The following is a 20,595-nucleotide window of genomic DNA, read 5'->3' on the forward strand; positions in this document are numbered from 1 at the left end:
TAGAACGCGGTAGCGGATGTGATCCAGGTCACTTATCCGAACTTTCGTTCGCCGGACACGTCTGGATCACCGCCCGGATACCTCTTGCGATGGTCGAGGAGAATGATGCCGTCAGTACGCAAGTTATCGGCGCTGGCACTGGTGGTGCTGGGCGTCTCGGCGGTGGCCCCGGGCGGGTCACCAGCCGCGGCCCAGCCCCAGTCGCCGCAGCCGACGACCACACCCCAGGTCGCGTCCAAGCCCCGAACGGTCACTCTGCTCACCGGCGACACCGTTCACGTCAGCAAGGTGGACGGCCAGACCGCCGTCAGCGTGGTGCCGGGCAAGGGCCGGGAGAAGATCCCGTTCCTCACCCACAGCGCCGGTGACGACGTGCGGGTCATCCCCGCCGACGCCGTCGGCCTGCTCAACCGGGGCAAGCTCGACGAGCGCCTGTTCGACGTCTCGACGCTGATCGGCTTCGGCTACGACGACTCCCGTGCCACCCTGCCGCTGCTCATCGAGCACAGTGGCACCGCCGCCGGGCTCACCGGCGGCCGGACCACCCGCGAACTCGACGGGATCAGCGCCGTCGCGCAGAACCGCGCCGACGCGGTGTCGTTCTGGAACGGCCTCACCGCCGAGGCCGGCGCCGAGCGGCGGCTGCGGTCCGGATACGACAAGATCTGGCTCGACGGCCTGCGCAAGCCGACCCTGGACGTCAGCGTCCCGCTGACCGGCGCCCCGACGGCCTGGCAGGCCGGGCTGACCGGTGCGGGCGTGAAGGTCGGCGTCATCGACACCGGCGTCGACCAGACCCACCCCGACCTGGCCGGCCGCATCGCCGCGGCGGAGAACTTCACCGCCGAGCCCGACGCCCTCGACCTCGTCGGGCACGGCACCCACGTCGCGTCCACCATCGCCGGCACCGGTGCCGCGTCCGAGGGCCGATTCAAGGGCATGGCGCCCGGCGCGAGCCTGTACAGCGCCAAGGTCTGCACCATCGACGGCTGCCCCGAGTCGGCGATCCTGGCCGGCATGACCTGGGCCGCCCAGCAGGGCGTCAAGGTCGCCAACATGAGCCTCGGCGGCCCCGACAGCGCGGCGACCGACCCGATCGAGGCGGCCGTGGCCGACCTCACCCACCAGTACGGCATCCTGTTCGTCGTCGCCGCCGGCAACTCCGGCCTGGGCGGGGAGTCGACCGTCAACTCGCCCGGCAGCGTGTCCGAGGCGCTGACCGTCGGCGCGGTGAGCAAGACCGGCGAGCTGGCCGAGTTCTCCAGCCGCGGCCCGCGCGCCAACGACGCCGGCATCAAGCCGGACCTCACCGCGCCCGGCGTCGGCATCCTCGCCGCCCGCAGCGCGACCTCCGACCTCTACCCGAACGACGAGAACCCGCAGTACGCCAGCCTGTCCGGCACCTCGATGGCCACCCCGCACGTGGCCGGCGCGGCGGCGATGCTGATCCAGCAGCACCCCGACTGGACCCCGGAGCGGATCAAGTCGACGCTGATGGCCTCCGCCCAGCCCAGCGCCACGATCGGCGTGTACGAGCAGGGCGCGGGCTTCCTCGACATGGCCCGGGCGATCGGGCAGACCGTCACGGCCGGCCCCGTCAGCGTCGCCTTCGAGCGCACCGCCGCCGCGCAGACCCGCACCATCACCTACACCAACAGCGGGGACGCGGCCCTGACCCTGGCCCTGTCGCTGGAGGCCAAGGACGCCGACGGCGCCGCCGCGCCGGAGGGCCTGTTCAGCCTCAGCGCCTCCTCGGTGACCGTCCCGGCCGGCGGCACCGCCACCGTGGACGTCACCGTGCAGGCCGCGACCGGCCTGTCCGACCGCTACTACGGCGGCGAGGTCACCGCCACCGGCGGCGGCGCGCAGGTGCAGACCCCGGTCGCGCTCGACGTCGTACGCAGCAAGCTGTCGCTCAAGCTCGTCGGCCCCGACGGCGGCGCGCCCAAGGCCGAGCAGGGCTGGGTGACCGTCCTGATGGACCTGGACCGGCAGGTCATGCTGGTGCTCGACGACCCGTCGGCCACCACGCACCGGGTCCGCGCGGGCCGCTACCTGGTCCAGACCTACCTGGTCACCGGCGACGCCGGTGAGCCCGACATCACCACCATGGTGCGCCCGACCCTCGACCTGACCAAGGACCAGTCGCTGACCGTCGACACCCGGCAGGCCAAGGCGATCGCGGTGACGGTGCCGAACGCGAAGGCGACCCTGGTGCACCCGGAGTCCGGGTGGACGATCCGCACCGAGCAGCCGCAGATCTGGGGCAGCAACGACCCGTTCGGCGTGCTCATGAACGTCGGCTTCCAGCACGTGCGCACCGCGCAGATCGGCACGGGCAAGACCCCCGGGTTCGTGTCCTACGTGCACGGCATCTGGGGCCAGGTCGACCCCGACGGCGGCCTGCACAACAGCCCGTACGTCTACCGGGTCTACCTGTACGAGCCGCAGAAGATGATGGCCGGCCTGAACCGCAAGCTGCGCGCGGGCGACTTCGCCAAGGTCCGGTCCCAGATCGGCGCGGACGTGGCCGGGGTGCCGGTCGGGCGCAACGCGGTCGCGCACGCCCCGGGCAACTCCCCGGTGTACCGCGACGACCGCAACGTCCAGCCGACCTTCACCTACGACGTGCCCAGCACCATCACCGAGTACTACAACCAGGACAAGCAGGCGCAGTGGCAGTCGACCTCGGCGCAGTTCCGCTACACCTACTACCAGTCGGACTGGACCAGCTTCAAGCCCGGCCGCACGTACACGGTGAAGTGGGCCAACGCGGTCGCCGGGCCGGTGTTCCCGCAGCCGAACTTCGGCCAGCAGTACGCCACCCGCTACTGGGGCGACAACATCGGCGGGCCGGGGCCGCTGCACGGCGACGGCGCCGGGCACATGGGCTTCCGGCACGTGCGCGGCGGCAGCGCGCAGGTCAACCTCTACCGCGACGGCGTCGAGATCGGCACCGCCAGCGAGGTCCCCTACGTGTGGCAGGTGCCCGCCGAGACCGGTGACTACCGGCTGGCCGCGACGTTCCACAGCGACCCGGCGTTCACCCTGTCGACCGTGGTCGAGGCGGAGTGGACGTTCAAGTCCGGGCACGTGGCCGACGGCGAGCTCGTCAAGCTGCCGCTGACCGCGATCCGGTACACCCCGGCCCTGGACGTCGACAACAAGGCCCCGGCCGGGCGGCTGTTCGCGATCCCGATCTCGCTGGACCGGCAGGTCGGCGCGGCACCGGGCCGGACGAGGTCGCTGACCGTCGAGGCGTCCTTCGACGACGGCAAGACCTGGCAGAAGCTGCCCGTCATGCGCTTCGGCGAGCAGGCCACGGCCTGGATCTGCCATCCGAAGGGCACCGGTTTCGTGTCGCTGCGCTCCGCGGCGACCGACAGCAGCGGCAACACGGTCAAGCAGACCGTCATCCGCGCCTACCGGTACTGATGAACCGACCCGGACGCGGCGCCGTGCCAGCGCCGCGTCCGGGTCACCGGGCCAACCGGTCGCGGATGCGCCGGGCCACCGGCGAGTCCGTCCCGTCGAGTTCGGCCAGCGCCTCCCGCCACGTCCGCCGGGCCAGCGCCGCCTCGCCGTTGCCGGCGTGCACGTCACCGACGGCGACCAGCACCTGCGCGGTGTGGTGCGCGGCCCCGGCGCCCCGGAACGTGTCGACCGCCTGTTCCCAGATCGCCATTGCGTGCGGCAGGTCGTCGATCATCGAGTACGTGTGCGCCATCCACGCCTGCGTCGTGCCCACCCCGTGCAGGTCACCGAGCACCTCGAACTGCCGCTGCGCCTGCGCGAACATGCCCAGCGCCTGCGCGTGGCGGCCCAGCCAGCCCTGCGCCCGCGCGATCGCCAGCAGCGCCGTCGTCGCGCCCCGCACGTTGCCCGCGGCCCGGAACAGCTCCCGCGCCGCCTCGGCGTGGCGGACCGCGTCGGCGTAACGCCGCTGCTCCAGCCGGATCTCGGCGATGTTGTTCTCCACATGGCCCTGCTCGGCGTGCAGGCCCAGCCGGTCGAAGATCTGCCTGGCCCGCTCCAGGTGCGACAACCCGCCGTCCAGATCGGCCAGGAAGTAGCACGCCCCCGCCAGGCTGCGGTGCAGCAGCGCCCGCGCGGCCGGATCGTCGCCGGCCGCGGCCAGGCCCGCACCGGCCACCGCCGTCCACTGCTTGAACTGCGCGGTGTCCTGGAAGAAGTTCTGCATCGCCAGCGCGATCTGCCACGCCGTACGCGGCCGGCCACGCCGCGCGGCCTGCGCGACGACCTCGGTCAGCACCCGCTGCTCCGCGGCGAACCAGGCCATCGCGTCGGCCCGGCCGGTGAAACCGCGCCCGGTGACCCCGTGCGCCGACGGCTCCGGCTCCGGCAGCGGCACCTGCGGCAGCAACAGCAGCTGCGCCGCGTACGCGCTGAGCTGGTAGTAGTCGTACAGCCGCGCCACCGCGGCGGCCCGGTCGGCCGCGCCGTCGTGCTCCTCGCCGAGCTCGGCGGCGTACGCGCGCAGCAGATCGTGCATCCGCCACCGGCCCTCGCCCGGCTCGACCAGCAGCTGCGCCCCCAACTCGGCGAGCAGCCCCCGGGCCGCCCGCAGCGGCACCCCGCCCAGCGCCGCCGCCGCCTCCGTGCTCAGCCCACCGGCCGGGTGCAGCGGCAGCAGCCGGAACAGCCGCGCCGCCGCGGGCGTCAACGCCCGGTACGACCACGAGAAGATCGCCTCCAGGTCGGCGTGCGCGTCACCGAAACCCGACAACCGGCCGTCGGCTTCGGCCAGCTCACCCAGCACCGCCGGCAGGCTCAGCCCCGGCCGGCCCACGCTGCGGGTCGCGACCAGCGCCAGCGCCAGCGGCAGCCGCCCGCACCGCACGATGATCTCGCCGACGGCGGCCGGATCGGCGGCCACCGCGTCACCCAGCCGCCGGGCCAGCAACTCCCGCGCCTCGTCGTCACTGAGCACATCCAGGTGCAGCGCGAACGCACCCGCCGCACCGGCCGCACCCGCGATCCGGCGGCGGCTGGTCGCGATCACCAGACTGCCGCCGGTGCCTGGCAGCAGATGCCGGATCTGGTCCCAGTCACGGCAGTTGTCGAGCAGGATCAGCATTCGGCGCTCGGCCAGGATGCTGCGGTACAGCCCCGCCTGCGCGTGCAGCTCGTCCGGGATCGCCGCCGGAGCCACCCCCAGCGACCACAGGAAACCGCGCAGCGCCTCCGCCGGGGTCATCACCGACTCGCCCGAGTCGAACCCGCGCAGGTCCGCGTGCAGTTGCCCGTCCGGGTAGCGGGCAGCCAGCCGGTGCGACAGGTGCACCGACAAAGTGGTCTTGCCGACCCCCGGCATCCCGTCGACGACCAGAGCCGTGGGCCGCTGCCCACCGGCCAGCAGCTCCTCCACGGCGGCGATCACCTCACGGCGGCCGGTGAAGTACGGATGGTCGGCAGGCAACTGCGCCGGCGGCTCGGCACCGCCCGGCACCGCGACGTCGTGGTCGAGCAGGCCGTCGCGGGCCGCCCGCAACTCCGCACCCGGCTGGATGCCCAGCTCGTCGGCCAGCCGGTGCTCGATGCCCGCGTACGCCGCCAGCGCCTCGGCCCGCCGCCCGTCGGCGGCCAGGGCCAGCAGCAGCCGCGCCTGCAACGCCTCGTCCAGCGGCTCGTACTCGGCGGCCAGCCGGACCGCCGGCAGCACCACGTGCACACACCCGGCCCGCAACGCCGCGTCGGTCGCCGCCCGCACCGCCGCGAAACGCTCGCCGTCGACGGCGACGAACTCCGGCTGGGCCCGGCCGTCGGTATGCAGGCCCGAGGCGCACCGATCGCGCCACAGCGCCAGCGCCTGCCGGTACAGCTCCACGGCCGCCTCGCCGGAGCTGCCCGCCGCCTCGGCGACCAGCCGCCGGAAACGCAGCAGGTCCAGCGACTGCTCGTCGACCAGCAGCCGGTACTGCGCGCCGTCGCGGATCAGCAGCGACCCTGCCGCACGTGCCGGCAGGTCCGGTTCGAAGCGCCGCCGCAGCATCCCGACGTGGCGGTGCACCACGTTGACCGCGCTCGGCGGGGGATCGGACGCCCAGAGCAGGTCCACGAACTCGGCGACGCTGACCGCGCCACCGGCACGGGCCAGCAGCAGCGCGAGGATCAGCCGCTGCTGCCTGGTGCCGAGGTCTATCTCGGACCGGCCGCGCCAGGCCCGCACCGGGCCGAGGACGGCGAAGGTGAGCGGGCCGGTCATGGCGCTGCGATCCGGGTGGAACTGTTCGTCACGATCGCCGTAGCGTGGCAGGGCCCACACCGTGACCTGCGCGGGCCTGGTGGCGCTGTGAACTTGGCCGTACGCCGGAACCGCGGCCCGGCCGGGTGCGTCTCAGGCGGCCTTGAGGCCGGTACGCAGGGCGCACAGCGCATGGTGGGTCCGCGACTTCACCGTGCCGACCGGCATGCCCAACCGCCCCGCGACCTCCTTCGGCGACCGCCCGACCAGGTAGACCTCGCACAGCAGGCTGCGCTGCGCCGGACTCAACCGCCCCAGCGCCTGCCGGACGGCGTGCGAGGCCAGCGCGGTGCCGATGGTGTCGTCCCCGCTGGGGATCCAGGTCATGTCGACGAGGTGGACCTCGGCGGGCCGGGTCGACCGCCGCCGTACGCCGTCGATGACCAGCCGCCGCGCGACGGTCAGCAGCCACCGGCGGGCCGCGTCGGACTCGGCCGGCACCGAGTCCAGGTGCTGCCAGGCCCGCAGCATCGTCTCCTGCAGCAGGTCCTCGGCGCTCTGCCGCTGGCCGTTGGTCAACGCGAGCAGCAGCCGCAGCACCGCCGCGGCGTGGTCCGCATGCAGAGACGTCATGCGTTCGGTCGGATCGGCAGTCGAGCGCTCGGGTGCCAGCAGCACGGCAAATCCCCCAAAGCCAGGTGGAACGGGTGAGTGCGGCCCGAGCCTAGGCAGCGTCGATGCGATCGGACTGACGCGCAAGTGCGGATTCAGTGCCGTCACCCTGCGCCACCGGCCGTGGCTGCGGCGTGACCGTCGAGGTGGTGCGGCCGCTACCCGCCAGCCCGATGCAGGCGCAGCCGCGCGGCGGCGCGCTCGGCCGGGCTGTCGGAGTCCTCGCCGAGCTCGGCGGCATAGGCCAGCAGCAGGCTGTGGAGCCGGAAACGGCCCGGCACGTCCTCGGTGACCAGATGCGCGCGGCTCAGCTCTCCGACCAGGGCCCGCCCGACCCGCGGCGGGACTGCGGCCAGCGCCGCCGCCCCGGCGGCCGAGATATCGGGGCCGGGATGCAGCGGCAGCAGCCGGAAAAGCCGCGCGGCGGGGTCGGACAGCGCCTCGTACGACCAGGAGAAGGCGGCGCGCAGCCCGGTCTGCGGATCGTCGCCGTCGAAATCGTCCAGGCCGGCGGAGGACCCGGCCGGCTCGGCGGTGAACGCCGGCGAGGTCTGCGGCAGGCGCGCCGCGCGCGAGGCCGCCATCGCCAGCGCCAGCGGCAGCCGCCCGCAGGCGGCGACAACGGCGTCCACAGCGGACGAATCGGCCGGGCCGTGCAGCAGGTCCAGCAGCATCGCCCGGGCCTCGCCGGCGCTAGGCAGACCGACCGGCAGCGGGTACGCGCCTGCCATCGTCTGCAAGGAGGTGAGCCGGCTGCGACTGGTGGCGATCACCAGGCAGCCGGGGCCGCCCGGCAGCAGGTGCCGGACCTGCTCGGCGTCGCGGCAGTTGTCCAGCACGATCAGCAGCCGCCGACCGGCGAGCCTGCTGCGGTACAGGCCCGCCTGGGCGTGCAGCTCCGCCGGGATGCCGTCCCTGGGCACCCCCAGTGAGCCGAGCAGGCCGCGCAGCGCCTCGTCCGCGCCCATCACCGCCTCCCGGCCGTGGCCGCGAAGGTCGACGTACAGCTGCCCGTCCGGGTAGCCGCCGGCCAGCTCGTGCGCCAGGTGCACGGCCAGGGCGGTCTTGCCGACCCCGGGCATGCCGTCGATCGCCAGCACCGCCGGCCCGCCCGGACGGGCCAGCGCCGCACGGGCCTCGGCGATCAGCCCGGCACGGCCGTGGAAGGAAGGCAGGTCCGGCGGCAGCTGCGCGGGCCGGGGCAGCGCCGACGACGGCCCGGCAGGCACCGGCGGGGTGCGCTGGTGCAGCAGCCGGTCGTACGCCTCCCGCAGCTCCTCGCCCGGTTCGACCCCCAGGTCGTCGGCGAGCCGCCGCCGCACCACCCGGTACACCTCGACGGCTTCGGCCTGGCGGCCGTCGGCGGCCAGCGCCAGCAGCAGCCGGCTCTGCAGCGACTCGTCCAGCGGGTGCAGCTCGGCGGCCTGCCGCAGCGGCGCCAGCACCTCGCCCAGCCGACCGCACCGCTCGGCGGCGTCGGCGGCCTCCCGCACCGTCTGGGCGCGTTCGGCCTCCACGGCCAGGAACACCGGATGCCGCCGCGAGGCCGGTTCCAGGCCCGCGGCGCACCGGCCGCGCCACAGCGCCAGCCCGTCCAGGCCGTGCCGCAGCGCCGACTCCGGGTCGCCGTCCTGCAGGCTCCGGCGAGCCGAGCGGCTCAGCGCCCGGAATCTCAGCAGGTCGAGGGACTGCTCGTCGACGCGCAGCCGATAGCCCGACAACTCCCGCAGAATGTGCCGGCCCGCGGCACGCGTCGGCAGGCCGGGTTCGAGCAGCCGCCGCAGCTCCCCGATGTGGCGGTGCACGACGTTGACGGCGCTCGCCGGGGCCTGCTCGTCCCAGAGCAGGTCGACCAGCTCGGTCAGGGAGACCGGTGCACCCGCCCTGGCCAGCAGCAACGCCAGCACCAGGCGCTGCTGGCGGGTGCCCAGCGTCAGCTCGGTCCCGGCGCGGTGGATCCTGATGGAGCCGAGCACCGAGAACCCGAACGATGCTCCCGGTTCCCCTTGCACGCGGGCAACGGTAACCGGCCCGTCGGCTACCCGCAGGTACGGCGGATTCAGGTGAGCCGCTTGGCCCGTTCGGTGAGGTACCGCTGCTCGGGCAGGCTCGCGGTCCGCTTCGCGGCCAGCCGGTACGACTCCCGGGCCGCGGCGGTGTCACCGGCCATCTCCAGCAGGTGGGCGCGGACGGCGGGCAGCCGGTGGTGGCGGGCCATGCGCTCGTCGGCCTCCAGCGTGTCGAGTAGTTCCAGCCCCGCCCGCGGCCCGTCGGTCATCGCCACCGCGACCGCCCGGTTGAGGGTGACCATCGGGTTCGGCGACAGCCCCTCCAGGATCCGGTACAGCGCCGCGATCTGCGGCCAGTCGGTCCGGTCGGCACTGGCGGCCTCCATGTGCACCGCCGCGATCGCCGCCTGCAACTGGTACGGACCAGGCGGGAACGTGGCCATGGTGCGGGTGATCAGCGCCAGGCCCTCCTCGGCCGTGTCGGCGCTCCACCGGGTGCGGTCCTGCTCGGCCAGCGGCACCAGCATCCCGTCGGGGCCGGTGCGGGCCCGGCGGCGCGCGTCGGTGAGCAGCATCAGCGCGAGCAGCCCGGCGACCTCGCCGTCGTCGGGAAGGATCCGGTGCAGCGACCGGGTCAACCGGATCGCCTCGGCGACCAGGTCGGGTCGCTGCAGGTGCGCGCCGGAACTTGCCGTGTAGCCCTCGTTGAAGATCAGGTAAAGCACGTGCCGGACCACCTGCAGCCGGTCGTGCCACTCCGACTTCGGCGGCAGGTCGAAGGTGGCGCCCGCCTGCTTGATCCGCTGCTTGGCCCGGCTGATCCGCGGAGCCATCGTCGCCTCGGGCACCAGGAAAGCCGCCGCGACCTGCGCCGTCGGCAGACCGCCCAGGGCGCGCAGCGTCAACGCCACCTGCGAAGCCGGGGTCAGCGACGGATGGCAGCACATGAACAGCAACGTGAGCGTGTCATCGGCCTCCGGCACCTGCTCGGAGGCGACACCGGGGACCACGGGAGCTCCGGCCAGCGCGGCGGCGGTCGCCTCCCGGCGACGCCGGGCGACCTCGCTGCGCACGTGGTCGACCAGCCGCCGGGTCGCCACGGCGCTCAACCAGGCGCGCGGATTGTCCGGCACCCCGGCGGTGGGCCACTGCTGCGACGCGGCGATCAGGGCCTCCTGCACCGCGTCCTCGCAGGCGTCGAACTCCCCGTAGCGGCGCGCGAGCGCACCGAGGACCCGCGGGGCGAGTTCCCGGAGCAGGTCCTCGGTGCGGGCGGTCACATCTCCATCCCGCTGGAGAACATCACGGGCCGCACCTCCACGCCGAGCCCGTCGACAGCCGCGTCGGGGATCATCGCGGCCAACTCCAGCGCCCGGTCCCGGTCGGCGCACTCGACCAGGTAGTAGCCGCCGAGGAACTCCTTGGCCTCCAGGTACGGGCCGTCGGTGACAGCCGGGACACCGTCGCGCACCCGCACCACGGCGCTGTTGGACGGATCGGCCAGCGCCTGGGTGACGATCAGCTCGCCGGACTCCTGGATCGTCTTGATGAAGTCGCCGTGGCCGTTCATGATCGCGGTGCGCTGGTCGTCGGTGAGCGCGTTCAGCACAGCCGGGTTGTTGTGCAGCAGCAGCAGGAACTTCACTTCGGCCTCCTCAGGTCCGCGGGTCCGTGGCGGTCCCGTCACCCTGCAGTCGGAGCACCCCATGCGTTCTTGACATCCGCCGGAGAAGTTTCCGCGTGCCGTCGGCGCAAGAATCCGCGACCGGTCCCGACCTCCTCGCGACATCGTTTCGACGAGGAGGAGCCGCCATGGCCACGATAACGTCCCTGGACCGAGCCGGACGGGCTGGCCTGCGCGAATGGCTGGGCCTGGTGGTGCTCGCGCTGCCCACGCTGCTGGTCGCGCTGGACATCAACTCGGTGTTCCTGGCACTGCCGCACCTGAGCGCCGACCTCGGCGCCGACGCGGTGCAGCAGCTGTGGATCGCCGACGGGTACGGGCTCATGGTGGCCGGGTTCGTCGTCACCATGGGCACCCTCGGCGACCGGATCGGCCGGCGGCGGCTGCTCATGATCGGGGCCGCGGCGTTCGGCCTGCTGTCGGTGGCCTCCGCCTACGCGACCAGCCCGGCGATGCTGATCGCGGCCCGGCTGCTGCTGGGCGTGGCCGGCGCGACCCTGATGCCGTCGACACTCGGCCTGATCAGCGCCATGTTCACCGACGCCCGGCAGCGAGGCCTGGCCATCACCGCATGGTCCACCTGCGTGTTCGCCGGGGCGGCGCTGGGGCCGGTGCTCGGCGGGGTGCTGCTCACGCACTACTGGTGGGGATCGGTGTTCCTGATCGGCGCGCCGACGATGGCCGTACTGCTGGTCGCGGCCCCGCTGACGCTGCCCGACTCCCACAACCCGGACGCGGGCCGACTCGACCTGGCCAGCGTCCTGCTGTCGCTGGCCGCGATCCTGCCCCTCACGTACGGCGTCAAGCAGCTCGGCGCGGACCTGGCCGACGCGCCCGCCGCCCTGGCCGCCGTCGCCGTCGGCGCACTGTTCGCCGTGCTGTTCGTCCGCCGCCAGCGCGGCCTGCGCGATCCGCTGCTGCGGCTGGACCTCCTGCGCGACCGCACCGTCGGCGCGGTGCTGACGGCGATGGTCGTCACCGGCGCCGGGCTGGCCGGAGTCGGCCTGCTCACCACGCAGTACCTGCAGCTCGTGTGCGGGTACTCGCCGCTGGCGTCGGCCGTGTGGTTCGCGCCGATGGGACTGGCCATGGCCGCCGGCTGCACGCTCGCTCCGCTGACCCGGCGGCGGCTGTCTCCCGGTGCGGCGATCGTCGCGGGCCTGGTCGTGTCCACGCTCGGCTTCCTGCCGGTAGCCCTGGCCGCCGGTCCGGTGACAGTCGTCGCCGGGGCCGCGGTGATCGCGTTCGGCACCGGCCCGCTGTTCGCGCTGGGCACCGGCGTGGTGATCGGCTCCGTCGCACCGGAGCAGGCCGGGTCGGCCGCGGCGCTGTCGGAGACCAGCAACTATCTCGGTGGCACGGCGGGCATCGCCCTGTTCGGGACGGTCGCGGCGGGTGTCTATCACGCCCGGCTAGCCGGATTCGGCGAAGCACCGGACGCCGCACGCGAGTCCGTCGCCGGAGCCGTGGCCGCGGCCGCCACGCTTCCCGCCGGACCGGCCGGTCGGCTCCTGAACGTCGCGCACGCCGCGTTCACCGGCGGCCTCAGCCTGGTCGCCGTCTGCGCCGCAGTCCTGTTCGTCGCGTTGGTGATCGTCCTGGCTCGACGTCTTCGCTGACGGATACGCCTTCGCCGGCCACGGCAGAGCACCGGTCCCGCCGCCGATCTCCGGCGGCGGGACGTCAGGCCCGATCGTCGGACGCGCCGCCGCGGCGCGGCGGCCAGGGCACGATCGGCGAGGTGACCGCACGGTAGTCGGCGTACTCCGGATACCGCGACAGGGTGATGCTCTCGGTGAACATCGTCGAACCGACGAACAGCGCGGTGAGCAGCACCGGGCCGATGACCGTCCACTGCAGCACCGAACCGGCCGCGGCCGCGCCGATGCCGAACACCACCCACCACTGCGCCTGCTCGAAGAAGTAGTTCGGGTGGCGCGAGTAGCGGAACAGCCCGGTGCGCAGGAACCGCGACCGCGGTTGCCTGCCCTCGGCGAGCTCGGCGTGCTTGCGCCGGTGGAAGTCCCACTGCTGCTGGTCGGCGATGGTCTCCCCGACGAGCAGCCCCAGGAACACCACGGCGAGCACGGCGTCGAGCACGCCGAACGGGCCCGGGTGCGTCAGTGCCGTGTACGCGGGAAGGGCGATCAGCAGCAGGATGATGTTCTGGTACACCGTGATGAACAGCAGGTTGAACAGCTGGAACTGCCACCGCGACAGCCGTGCCCGCAGGATCGCCCAGCGGTAGTCCTCACCGCCGGGGGCGTAGCCGCCGCGCCGGGCGAAGTTGAACGTCAGTCGCGCGCCCCACAGCAGCACCAGCACCGCGAGCACGTTCAGCCGGGTGTCGGCGAAGTCGGCCGCGGCGGCGAACACGGCGACGTACACTACCGGGACGATCGACCAGATCCGGTCCACCCACGAGTGCTCGTTGGTGACCAGGGAGGCGAGCCACGTCGCGGCGCAGGCACCGGCGCAGATCCACAGGCAGACGATGAGGGCGTCCATGATCGGGCACAGTAGCGGCCCGCGTTCAGCCCGGGTAGCCGCCATGAGGGTGGGTTTCGGCCTGGCCGCGCAGCGCTTCGGCGGCGGCGCGGCGGCCCGCTTCGGTGAAGCTGCGCTCGCTGGAGTCGACCGGGTGCCACTTCGCGTCGTGCAGGCGCACGCGTACCGCCGCGGTCGGCAACCCGCTGGTGCCGACGGCGCACAGCGTCTCGTGCACACCGAGTTCGAAGGCCTCGGCGTACTCCTGGGGCAGGCGGCTGTCGGCGAGCTCGCACACGAATTCGAAGAGCAGGTCGGATCCGGTCGGCAGCGGCTCGAAGTCGGCGGTGGCGATGGCGAAGACACCGCAGGCGGATGCGACGGCGAGGCGGACGTGGACATCGCGGACCGGGTGGAACGCCGGGCTCGTCCAGTCCTGCAAGACGTCGTGTGCAGGCGGTGTGAACGCGGCAGTACGCGGCGCCGGCCAGCGTCTGACATAGGCGCGCGGGCGGGCGTCGCGCTCGATGCATCGGGCAGCCTCGCGGGCCGCCCGCCGCCCCGCCCACCCGAACCCCGCTTCGTCCGACTCCTGCTCGCGCCAGCGCGCGTCGCGCAGACGGATGCGCAGCGCATACGGCGGAACACCGCGGTAGGACCACTGCCGCAGCTGAGTGATGGCGCCCTCGCCGAACGCCGCAGCGAACCGCGGTGGCAGCTCGTCGGCGGGCACCTCGTTGACGAAGGCGAGCACGTCGGTGCGGTCCTCGCCGACCGGCAGCGGCTCGAAGTCGGCGCGGGCCAGGGCATACGGGCGTACGCCACCCCGGCTGGACAGGTACGCCTGCACGTCACGGACAGGATGCTGGATCTCGATCGGGAAGTCGCGGACTCCTGGCACGCAGTCAACCTAGACGGCGCGTACCACGTCGCTCACCTCGATCACGCGCACCCGGTTTCGGCCCTGATGACCGTCTTCTGCAGGTGAGACCACATCGCGTCCTGGAAACGCTTGCCCATTCGCCGCTGCGCAGCGCATAGTTCCAGGTAACCCCGCCCCCTGCGTTAGGAACGCCACAGTGTCTGCCGACAACCTGCTGCCCGCGCGTTCCGATATGAGCGCATTGACGGAAATGACGCACGCTGCGATGGTGGCGCGGTGGCAGCAAGGTCTCGTCACGCCGATGTCCTCGACGATCAACACCATCGCCAAGACCGACGGCAGCTGGTGGACCGAGAGCCAGGGCGCATGGCAGCGGGTGCCGCAGGCCGAGCGCAACGACCGCCTCGACTACCATCACGAACGCTTCGGGTCGGTCTGCCAGGCCCGGGGCCCGGCGGGCACGGATTCACCGTGGGGCCTGGTGAACCGGGGCATGTGATCGGCGTCGGCCCCGCAGGCCGACAATGCCGGCCCTGCTCGCCGCCACGGGTCACGCCTCGAAGTCGGTGTAGCCGTACCGCATCTCGGCGTCGGGCATCGCCTGCTCGCGGGCTTCGTCGGCCGCGGCGTCGGCGACCATCCGTTCGTCCATGACGACGAGGTCGCCGGGGCGGGCCGGCTCGCCGCGCAGCGCGGGCACGTCAACGGCGGCCCAGTCGACGGTCACCGTGGTGACCTGCTCCACCGCGCCCATGAAGAACAGGTCCGACAGGCTGCCGTCGTCGACGTTCTGCTCCTCGTCGGAGCCGAAGTCGTGCCCGACCGGCTCGCCCGGACCGGTGAACGTGATCCGCGGATAACCCTCGACGTCGATGGAGATGTACGGGTGCAGGTCGATCGACCGGGTGCGCCTGCCGTACTGGTAGACGTCGAGCGCCAGGTCCGCCCCGTACCAGCAGAGCAGGTAGAGGTTGCCGCCGTCGGCGAGCTCCGCGGCCAGGTCGGCTTTGACCTCGTCGAGGGTGCCGCGCAGGTAGTGGGCGTCCTTGCGGGCGCCGCCCGGGGCGACGCCGAAACGCAGGTCGTAGAAGCTCTTCCGGCTCATCGCGGCAGTGTACGGCCGCCAGGGCTGCATCGAGCACGGCTTTCATGCCGGTCCCGGGGTGGGGACGGGCGGTGGGGACGCCCCTGACGGGCGTCCCCACCGCAGGGATCAGGCCGCGGCGCAGCTCGCGGTCGGGGTGTTGCTGTTGCCGTTCTTGTAGAGCGTGATGCCGAAGTTGTTGCCGGCGCCGTTGGGCCTGGCGGTGAGCGTGCCGGTGCTGCCGCTGACGGTGGCGTTCCAGCTGCTCTGCAGGCTCTGGCCGCTACCGAGGCTGATCGTGACGGTCCAGTTGCTGCTGCCGCTGACGGCGAAGGTCACGTTGAACCGGTCGCTCCACTCGTCGGCCCGGCTGACGCTGACGGTGCAGCTACCACCTCCGCCTCCGCCTCCGCCGCCGCTGCCGGACGGGGCGACGGCCCGGCCGGTGCTCGCCGAGATGTGACCGGTGCACAGGTTGCGGGCCTGCAGGTCCTGGATGATGCCGGGCAGCGCCGAGATCGTGTTCTGCGGCCAGTCGTGCATGAGGATGATCTGGCCGTTGGTCAGGCGTGACGCGGCCTGGCGGATCGCACTCGCACTGGCGTTGTTCCAGTCCTGCGAGTCGACGTCCCAGATGATCTCGCGCAGGCCGAGGGAGTTCTCGATCTGCTGCAGGGTGGAGTTCGTCTCCCCGTACGGCGGGCGGAACAGGTTCGGGGTGACGCCCGCGGTCTGCTGGATCGCCTGCTGGGTGCGGGTCAGCTGCGACTGGATCTCGCTGGAGCTCATGTTGACCAGGTGCGGGTGGTCCCAGCTGTGGTTGCCGATCTGCAGCCCGGCGCTGCGGTAGGCCTGCATGAGCGACGGGTTCGACTGGGCGTTCGAGCCGGTCGGGAACACCGTCGCGGTCGCGTTGTACTGGCGCAGCGTGTTGACCAGTTGGCTGGTGGTGCCGGTGTTGGGGCCGTCGTCGAAGGTCAGCCCGACGTAGCCCGCCGAGCAGCTGTTGCCGCCACCGCCACCTCCGGTCGGGGAGGGCGACGGCGTGGGTGTGGGGTTGCCGCCGCCTCCTGAGGCGGAGCAGCTCGCGGTCGGGGTGTTGCTGTTGCCGTTCTTGTAGAGCGTGATGCCGAAATTGTTGCCGGCGCCGTTGGGCCTGGCGGTAAGGGTGCCGGTGCTGCCGCTGACGGTGGCGTTCCAGCTGTTCTGCAGGCTCTGGCCGCCGTTGAGTCCGATCGAGACGGTCCAATCGCTGCTGCCGCTGACGGCGAAGTTCACGTTGAACCGGTCGGACCACTCGTCGGCGCGGGTGGTCGTGACGGTGCAGCCGTTGCTGCCGCCTCCGCCTCCGCCTCCGCCGCCTCCGCCGGTTCCTTCGCTGACGGTGATGTTGGAGTTGCCGCTGCTCTGGTAGCCCTCGGTCGCCATGATCTGGTAGTCGTGGCTGCCCAGGTTCATACCCTTGCTCGCCCAGGCGTCGAAGTGGTTGCCCGCGGTGATGGTGCCGCCGGTCTTCTTCGACTGGCGGACGCTCCAGTACTGGTAGAACGTCGCGGTGCCCTCGATGGAGGGCTGGTTGACGCGCTGGGTGCGGTAGATGTCGTAGGTGCCGCCGTCACTGGTGACGGTGCCCATGAACGTGCCGGTGGGCCGGTAGGTGCCCCAGTTGTCGACGATGTAGTACTCGATCAGCGGGCTGCGGGTCCAGCCGTACAGGGTGAGGTAGGCGTTGCCGGACGGGTTGAAGCTGCCGGAGTAGCTGACCGTGCGGCGTGTGCCGGGCTTCCAGCCCTTGCCGGCGACGAAGTTGTTGACGTTGCTCCACTGGGTGCTGTACTGGCCGCCGGCGCCCATGGTCATGGAGACGTTGCCGCTGTCCTTCCAGAACGAGTAGTAGAAGCCGTTGTCGGTGCCGGTCTGGTTCGTGGTGACGGTCGTGTCGGCGTTGGCGTTGCCGGCCGGCAGCACGGCGGCGACGGCCAGCGCCGCGGCACAGGCGGCGCCGAACAGCAGCCGTAGGCGGCCGTGCCTGCGGCGGGTCGGGCGGTCGGGGGTGTCGGGCATGGAGCCACCTACTCGTGAGGCCTGGGCGAGCCAGGAGGTGTGGGCGCGGGCCGGCGTCACGGGAGAACCCCTGCGGGACTTCGGGTCCGGGCACCGGATCGCTGATCGGGACGGGTCGACGACGGGTTTCACCTTGCCGGAGCCCGGCCTGGCGCGATCACGTTCATCGATAGACGAATCGTCGGGCAGCGCCGATCGCCAAGTCAACAACTTCCGGAAACTATCGGAGCAGTGTCTGCTGCCAAGCCCCTTGCTGTCATCGATCATTGATGATCACATCACTTGATGGTCGAAGATATGGCGGCCGCCCTTACCGGAAGTTTCGGAGACTTCCGGGGGGTGTGTTCACCAGAGGAAGCGCGTTCTCCATGCCCGGTTCCCGCCCGGCCTCGAGGTCGCGGGCGATAGGCTGGTGTCACCCGAAAACGATGGTCGTGCTCCGGGCCTTCAGGGCTCCGGCGGCATCCTGGTCGACGGCTCTCACGGGAGATGTCCGACATGTCTGCGGACCACGGGCTCTACGGTCGCCGCACCGAGTGCGAGGCGCTCGACCGGCTGCTCGGCGAGATCCGGGAGGGCGGGCACGCGGTCCTGGTGCTGCGCGGGGAGACCGGAGCGGGCAAGACCGCCCTGCTGGACTACCTCGCCGACAATGCGCCGAACATCCCGACCCATCGCGTATCCGGCATCGAGTCCGAAATGGAGCTGCCGTACGCCGGCCTGCACCAGCTCTGCGGCCCGATGCTCGACCGGCTCGACCGCCTGCCCGCCCCGCAGCGCGACGCGCTGCGCAGCGCGTTCGGGCTGGCCGAAGGGCCTGCGCCGGACCGGTTCCTGGTCGGCCTGGCCGTGCTGACCCTGCTGTCCGAGGTGGCCGCCGGCCGGCCGCTGCTGTGCCTCGTCGACGACGTCCAGTGGCTCGACCAGGAGTCAGCCCAGGCCCTGGCCTTCGTCGCCCGGCGGCCGACAGCGGACCCGATCGGTCTCGTCTTCGCCGTACGGGTACCTCGGGACGAACTCCAGCCCGGGGACCGCGAACTGCTCGGACTGCCCGAACTCGCGGTGGCCGGCCTCGACGACCGCGACGCGCGATCACTGCTGGCGTCGGTGGTGCCCGGACCGCTCGACGAGCGGGTACGCGACCGGATCCTCGCCGAGGCCCGCGGCAATCCGCTGGCCCTGCTGGAACTGCCCACCGAACTGACCGTGTCCGAACTGGCCGGTGGGTACGGCCTGCCCCGCAGCCGGCCGTCGCTGAGCCAGGTCAGCCGGATCGAGCAGTGCTACCTGCGCCGCCTGGGCGAACTTCCCCCACAGACGCGACGGCTGCTGCTGGTCGCCGCCGCCGATCCCGTCGGCGACCCAGGACTGCTATGGCGCGCCGCGTCCGGGCTCGGCCTGCCCGCCGACGCGGTGGTGCCCGCCGAAGCGGCCCGGCTGATCATGATCGGCACCCGGGTGCGGTTCGCGCACCCGCTGGTGCGCTCCACCGTCTACCGCTCTGCCCCGCCTGCCGAACGCCGACAGGTGCACCGCGCCCTGGCCGAGGCGACCGACAGCGTGGCAGACCCCGACCGGCGCGCCTGGCACCTCGCGGCCGCGACGCCAGTGCCCGACGAGACCGTCGCCCAGGACCTGGAGCGCTCGGCCGAGCGCGCCCAGTCCCGCGGCGGCGAAGCGGCAGCCGCGGCGTTCCTGCGGCGGGCCGCCGAACTCACTCCGGACCTGCGCCGCCGCGGGGAACGTGCCCTGGCCGCCGCCCAGGCAGCGTTCGACGCCGGCGCGTCCGACATGGCCAACGACCTGCTGGCCACGGCGCAGCTGAGCCCGCTGAACCGGCTTCAGCAGGCACGGCTGGAACGGCTGCGCGCGCAGCTGGCGTTCCTGCGCAGCCGCGGCAGCGAGGCGCCCGGTCTGCTGCTGCACGCCGCGCAGCGGCTCGCCCCGCTGGACGGCGCGCTGGCCCGCGAGACCTACCTGGAGGCACTGCTCGCGGCGGTGTTCGCCGGTGCCGGACGGCTCGAACCGGAGTTCGGCGTACGCACCGTGGCCGAGTCCGCCCGCACGGCGCTTTCCGAACCCGGCTCGCAGCAGCCCGTGGACCTGCTGCTCGAAGGGCTGTCGATACAGTTCACCGACGGATACCCGCAGGCGGTGCCCACCCTGCGGCGAGCGATGGAGGCCGTCCGCGCCGTCGAACAGGACCTCACCTGGATCTGCCTCATCACCGCGCTGGTGGCGGCTGAGCTGTGGGAGGAAGAGGCGTTGCGGGACCTGCTCGAACGCAGGGTCGGCGCGGCCCGGCGGACGGGAAAGCTGAGCCTGCTGCCGATGGCTCTGGACTACCTCGCCAGCTACTACGTGCAGGCCGGGGACTTCGTCGCCGCGGCCGCGTGCGACGACGAGGCGGCGGTGCTCGAGGCCGCGATCCGGGTGTCGCCCCCGCCGTACACGCCGCTGATGCTGGCGTCATGGCGCGGCGACCAGCAGGCCACCGCCCAGCTGACCCAGGACGGCATCTCCGACGCCTTCCCGCGGGGCGAGGGCAGCGCCCTGGTGTTGACGGAGTACGCCGCGGCGGTGCTGGACAACAGCCTGGGCCGCTACTCCTCGGCGCAGGCCGCCGCCGAACGCGCCACCACCGGCGACGTCTTCGTGGCCCGGTCGTGGGCGCTGACCGAACTGGTCGAGGCCGCCGCGCGGGCCGGGCAGCCCGAGGCCGCCACACAAGCGCTGGCACAGCTCACCGAACGCACGCAGGCCAGCGGCACGCAGTGGGCGCTGGGCATCGAAGCCCGCTCACGCGCGCTGCTGAGCGAAGGTCCGGCCGCCGAGCAGCTCTACCGGGAGGCGATCGACCGGCTCGCGGCCTGCCGGATGAACGCGCACCTGGCCCGGGCGCACCTGGTGTACGGCGAGTGGCTGCGCCGGGAGAACCGCCGCGCCGACGCCCGCGAGCACCTGCGCCGCGCCCACGAGATGTTCTCGGTCATGGGCGCCGAGGCGTTCGCCGAGCGCACCCGCAACGAGCTGCAGGCCGCCGGGGAGACGGTGCGCAAACGCACGGCCGAGTCGGTGCTCGACCTCACGCCCCAGGAGTCCCTGATCGCCTCACTGGCCCGCGACGGGCGCACCAACTCCGAGATCGGGGCGGAGCTGTACATCAGCCCGCGCACCGTCGAGTGGCATCTGCGCAAGGTCTTCACCAAGCTCGCCATCAGCTCACGCCGGGAACTGCGCGAGGCCGCGCTCGACGCCGCGGAGCCCGCCACACCGTGGATGCCTCCTCAATCTAGTTCATCTGGTTGATGACCAGGGGCCCCTGGAAACGGACACCAGTCCCGCACCCTGGGTCGCCACGTGCGACGAAACCCGCAGGCCCGGGTACCCGGTAAACCGACCGCAGACGACCAACCAGTGCCCGGCACGGGCTCGAGGCGACCCCGAAACGGCGACAGTTGACGCACGTCCTCGCCGAGGGCGACCGCCACCGAAGCTCGCCCGAGG

General features: G+C 72.6%; 13 protein-coding genes and 1 pseudogene. 4 read left to right on the forward strand and 10 right to left on the reverse strand.

What is annotated here, in order from left to right:
• The first annotated feature begins 105 nt into the window (after positions 1 to 105).
• Entirely contained in the window at positions 106 to 3,435 is a 3,330-nt protein-coding gene (locus ACFQO7_RS29770; protein ID WP_376809486.1) for a S8 family peptidase, read from the forward strand.
• 43 nt (positions 3,436 to 3,478) lie between these two features.
• Here the strand turns inward: ACFQO7_RS29770 and ACFQO7_RS29775 are convergent, their stop codons facing one another.
• From ACFQO7_RS29775 to ACFQO7_RS29795, 5 genes are all read right to left on the reverse strand, one after another.
• Entirely contained in the window at positions 3,479 to 6,226 is a 2,748-nt protein-coding gene (locus ACFQO7_RS29775) for an AfsR/SARP family transcriptional regulator (protein ID WP_376809487.1), read from the reverse strand.
• A gap of 132 nt (positions 6,227 to 6,358) precedes the next feature.
• Positions 6,359 to 6,838, reverse strand: a complete 480-nt coding sequence (locus tag ACFQO7_RS29780) for a sigma-70 family RNA polymerase sigma factor (protein WP_376809488.1) — start codon at positions 6,836 to 6,838, stop codon at positions 6,359 to 6,361.
• A gap of 197 nt (positions 6,839 to 7,035) precedes the next feature.
• Positions 7,036 to 8,889, reverse strand: coding sequence for an AfsR/SARP family transcriptional regulator (locus tag ACFQO7_RS29785; RefSeq protein ID WP_376809489.1), 1,854 nt, complete (start codon positions 8,887 to 8,889; stop codon positions 7,036 to 7,038).
• 47 nt (positions 8,890 to 8,936) lie between these two features.
• Entirely contained in the window at positions 8,937 to 10,166 is a 1,230-nt protein-coding gene (locus ACFQO7_RS29790) for an RNA polymerase sigma factor (protein WP_376809490.1), read from the reverse strand.
• On the reverse strand, positions 10,163 to 10,531 hold the full coding sequence (locus ACFQO7_RS29795; protein WP_360524966.1) for a YciI family protein: 369 nt from the start codon (positions 10,529 to 10,531) through the stop codon (positions 10,163 to 10,165). Before ACFQO7_RS29795 ends, ACFQO7_RS29790 begins: the two co-directional genes overlap by 4 nt.
• Positions 10,532 to 10,698: 167 nt before the next feature.
• Between ACFQO7_RS29795 and ACFQO7_RS29800 the strand changes: the two genes are divergently transcribed.
• Positions 10,699 to 12,189: an MFS transporter gene (locus ACFQO7_RS29800; protein ID WP_376809491.1), complete on the forward strand. Its 1,491-nt coding sequence runs from the start codon at positions 10,699 to 10,701 to the stop codon at positions 12,187 to 12,189.
• Positions 12,190 to 12,253: 64 nt separating this feature from the next.
• Here ACFQO7_RS29800 and ACFQO7_RS29805 read toward each other — a convergent pair whose 3' ends face one another.
• Both ACFQO7_RS29805 and ACFQO7_RS29810 read right to left on the reverse strand, forming a co-directional pair.
• On the reverse strand, positions 12,254 to 13,078 hold the full coding sequence (locus ACFQO7_RS29805; RefSeq protein WP_376809492.1) for a DUF1295 domain-containing protein: 825 nt from the start codon (positions 13,076 to 13,078) through the stop codon (positions 12,254 to 12,256).
• A 25-nt stretch (positions 13,079 to 13,103) separates the two neighbouring features.
• Positions 13,104 to 13,958: a hypothetical protein gene (locus tag ACFQO7_RS29810; RefSeq protein WP_376809493.1), complete on the reverse strand. Its 855-nt coding sequence runs from the start codon at positions 13,956 to 13,958 to the stop codon at positions 13,104 to 13,106.
• Positions 13,959 to 14,136: 178 nt separating this feature from the next.
• On the opposite strand from ACFQO7_RS29810, the gene ACFQO7_RS29815 reads away from it, so the two are divergent.
• Positions 14,137 to 14,439 (forward strand): hypothetical protein, encoded by a 303-nt coding sequence (locus ACFQO7_RS29815; protein ID WP_376809494.1) that lies wholly within the window; start codon positions 14,137 to 14,139, stop codon positions 14,437 to 14,439.
• 51 nt (positions 14,440 to 14,490) lie between these two features.
• On the opposite strand, the gene ACFQO7_RS29820 is transcribed toward ACFQO7_RS29815, so the two are convergent.
• The 3 genes and pseudogenes from ACFQO7_RS29820 to ACFQO7_RS29830 form a co-directional block, all read right to left on the reverse strand.
• Positions 14,491 to 15,045, reverse strand: a complete 555-nt coding sequence (locus ACFQO7_RS29820) for a hypothetical protein (protein ID WP_376809495.1) — start codon at positions 15,043 to 15,045, stop codon at positions 14,491 to 14,493.
• A gap of 108 nt (positions 15,046 to 15,153) precedes the next feature.
• Positions 15,154 to 16,005, reverse strand: a complete 852-nt coding sequence (locus ACFQO7_RS29825; RefSeq protein ID WP_376809525.1) for a polysaccharide deacetylase family protein — start codon at positions 16,003 to 16,005, stop codon at positions 15,154 to 15,156.
• 90 nt (positions 16,006 to 16,095) lie between these two features.
• Positions 16,096 to 17,088 (reverse strand): annotated as a pseudogene (locus ACFQO7_RS29830) (glycoside hydrolase family 11 protein); the annotation flags it as partial.
• A gap of 498 nt (positions 17,089 to 17,586) precedes the next feature.
• Here ACFQO7_RS29830 and ACFQO7_RS29835 point away from each other — a divergent pair.
• Positions 17,587 to 20,397: a helix-turn-helix transcriptional regulator gene (locus tag ACFQO7_RS29835; RefSeq protein ID WP_376809496.1), complete on the forward strand. Its 2,811-nt coding sequence runs from the start codon at positions 17,587 to 17,589 to the stop codon at positions 20,395 to 20,397.
• The last annotated feature ends 198 nt before the right edge of the window (positions 20,398 to 20,595 follow it).

Origin of the sequence: Catellatospora aurea (genome assembly GCF_042663325.1) — a bacterium.
GTDB lineage: Bacteria > Actinomycetota > Actinomycetes > Mycobacteriales > Micromonosporaceae > Catellatospora > Catellatospora aurea.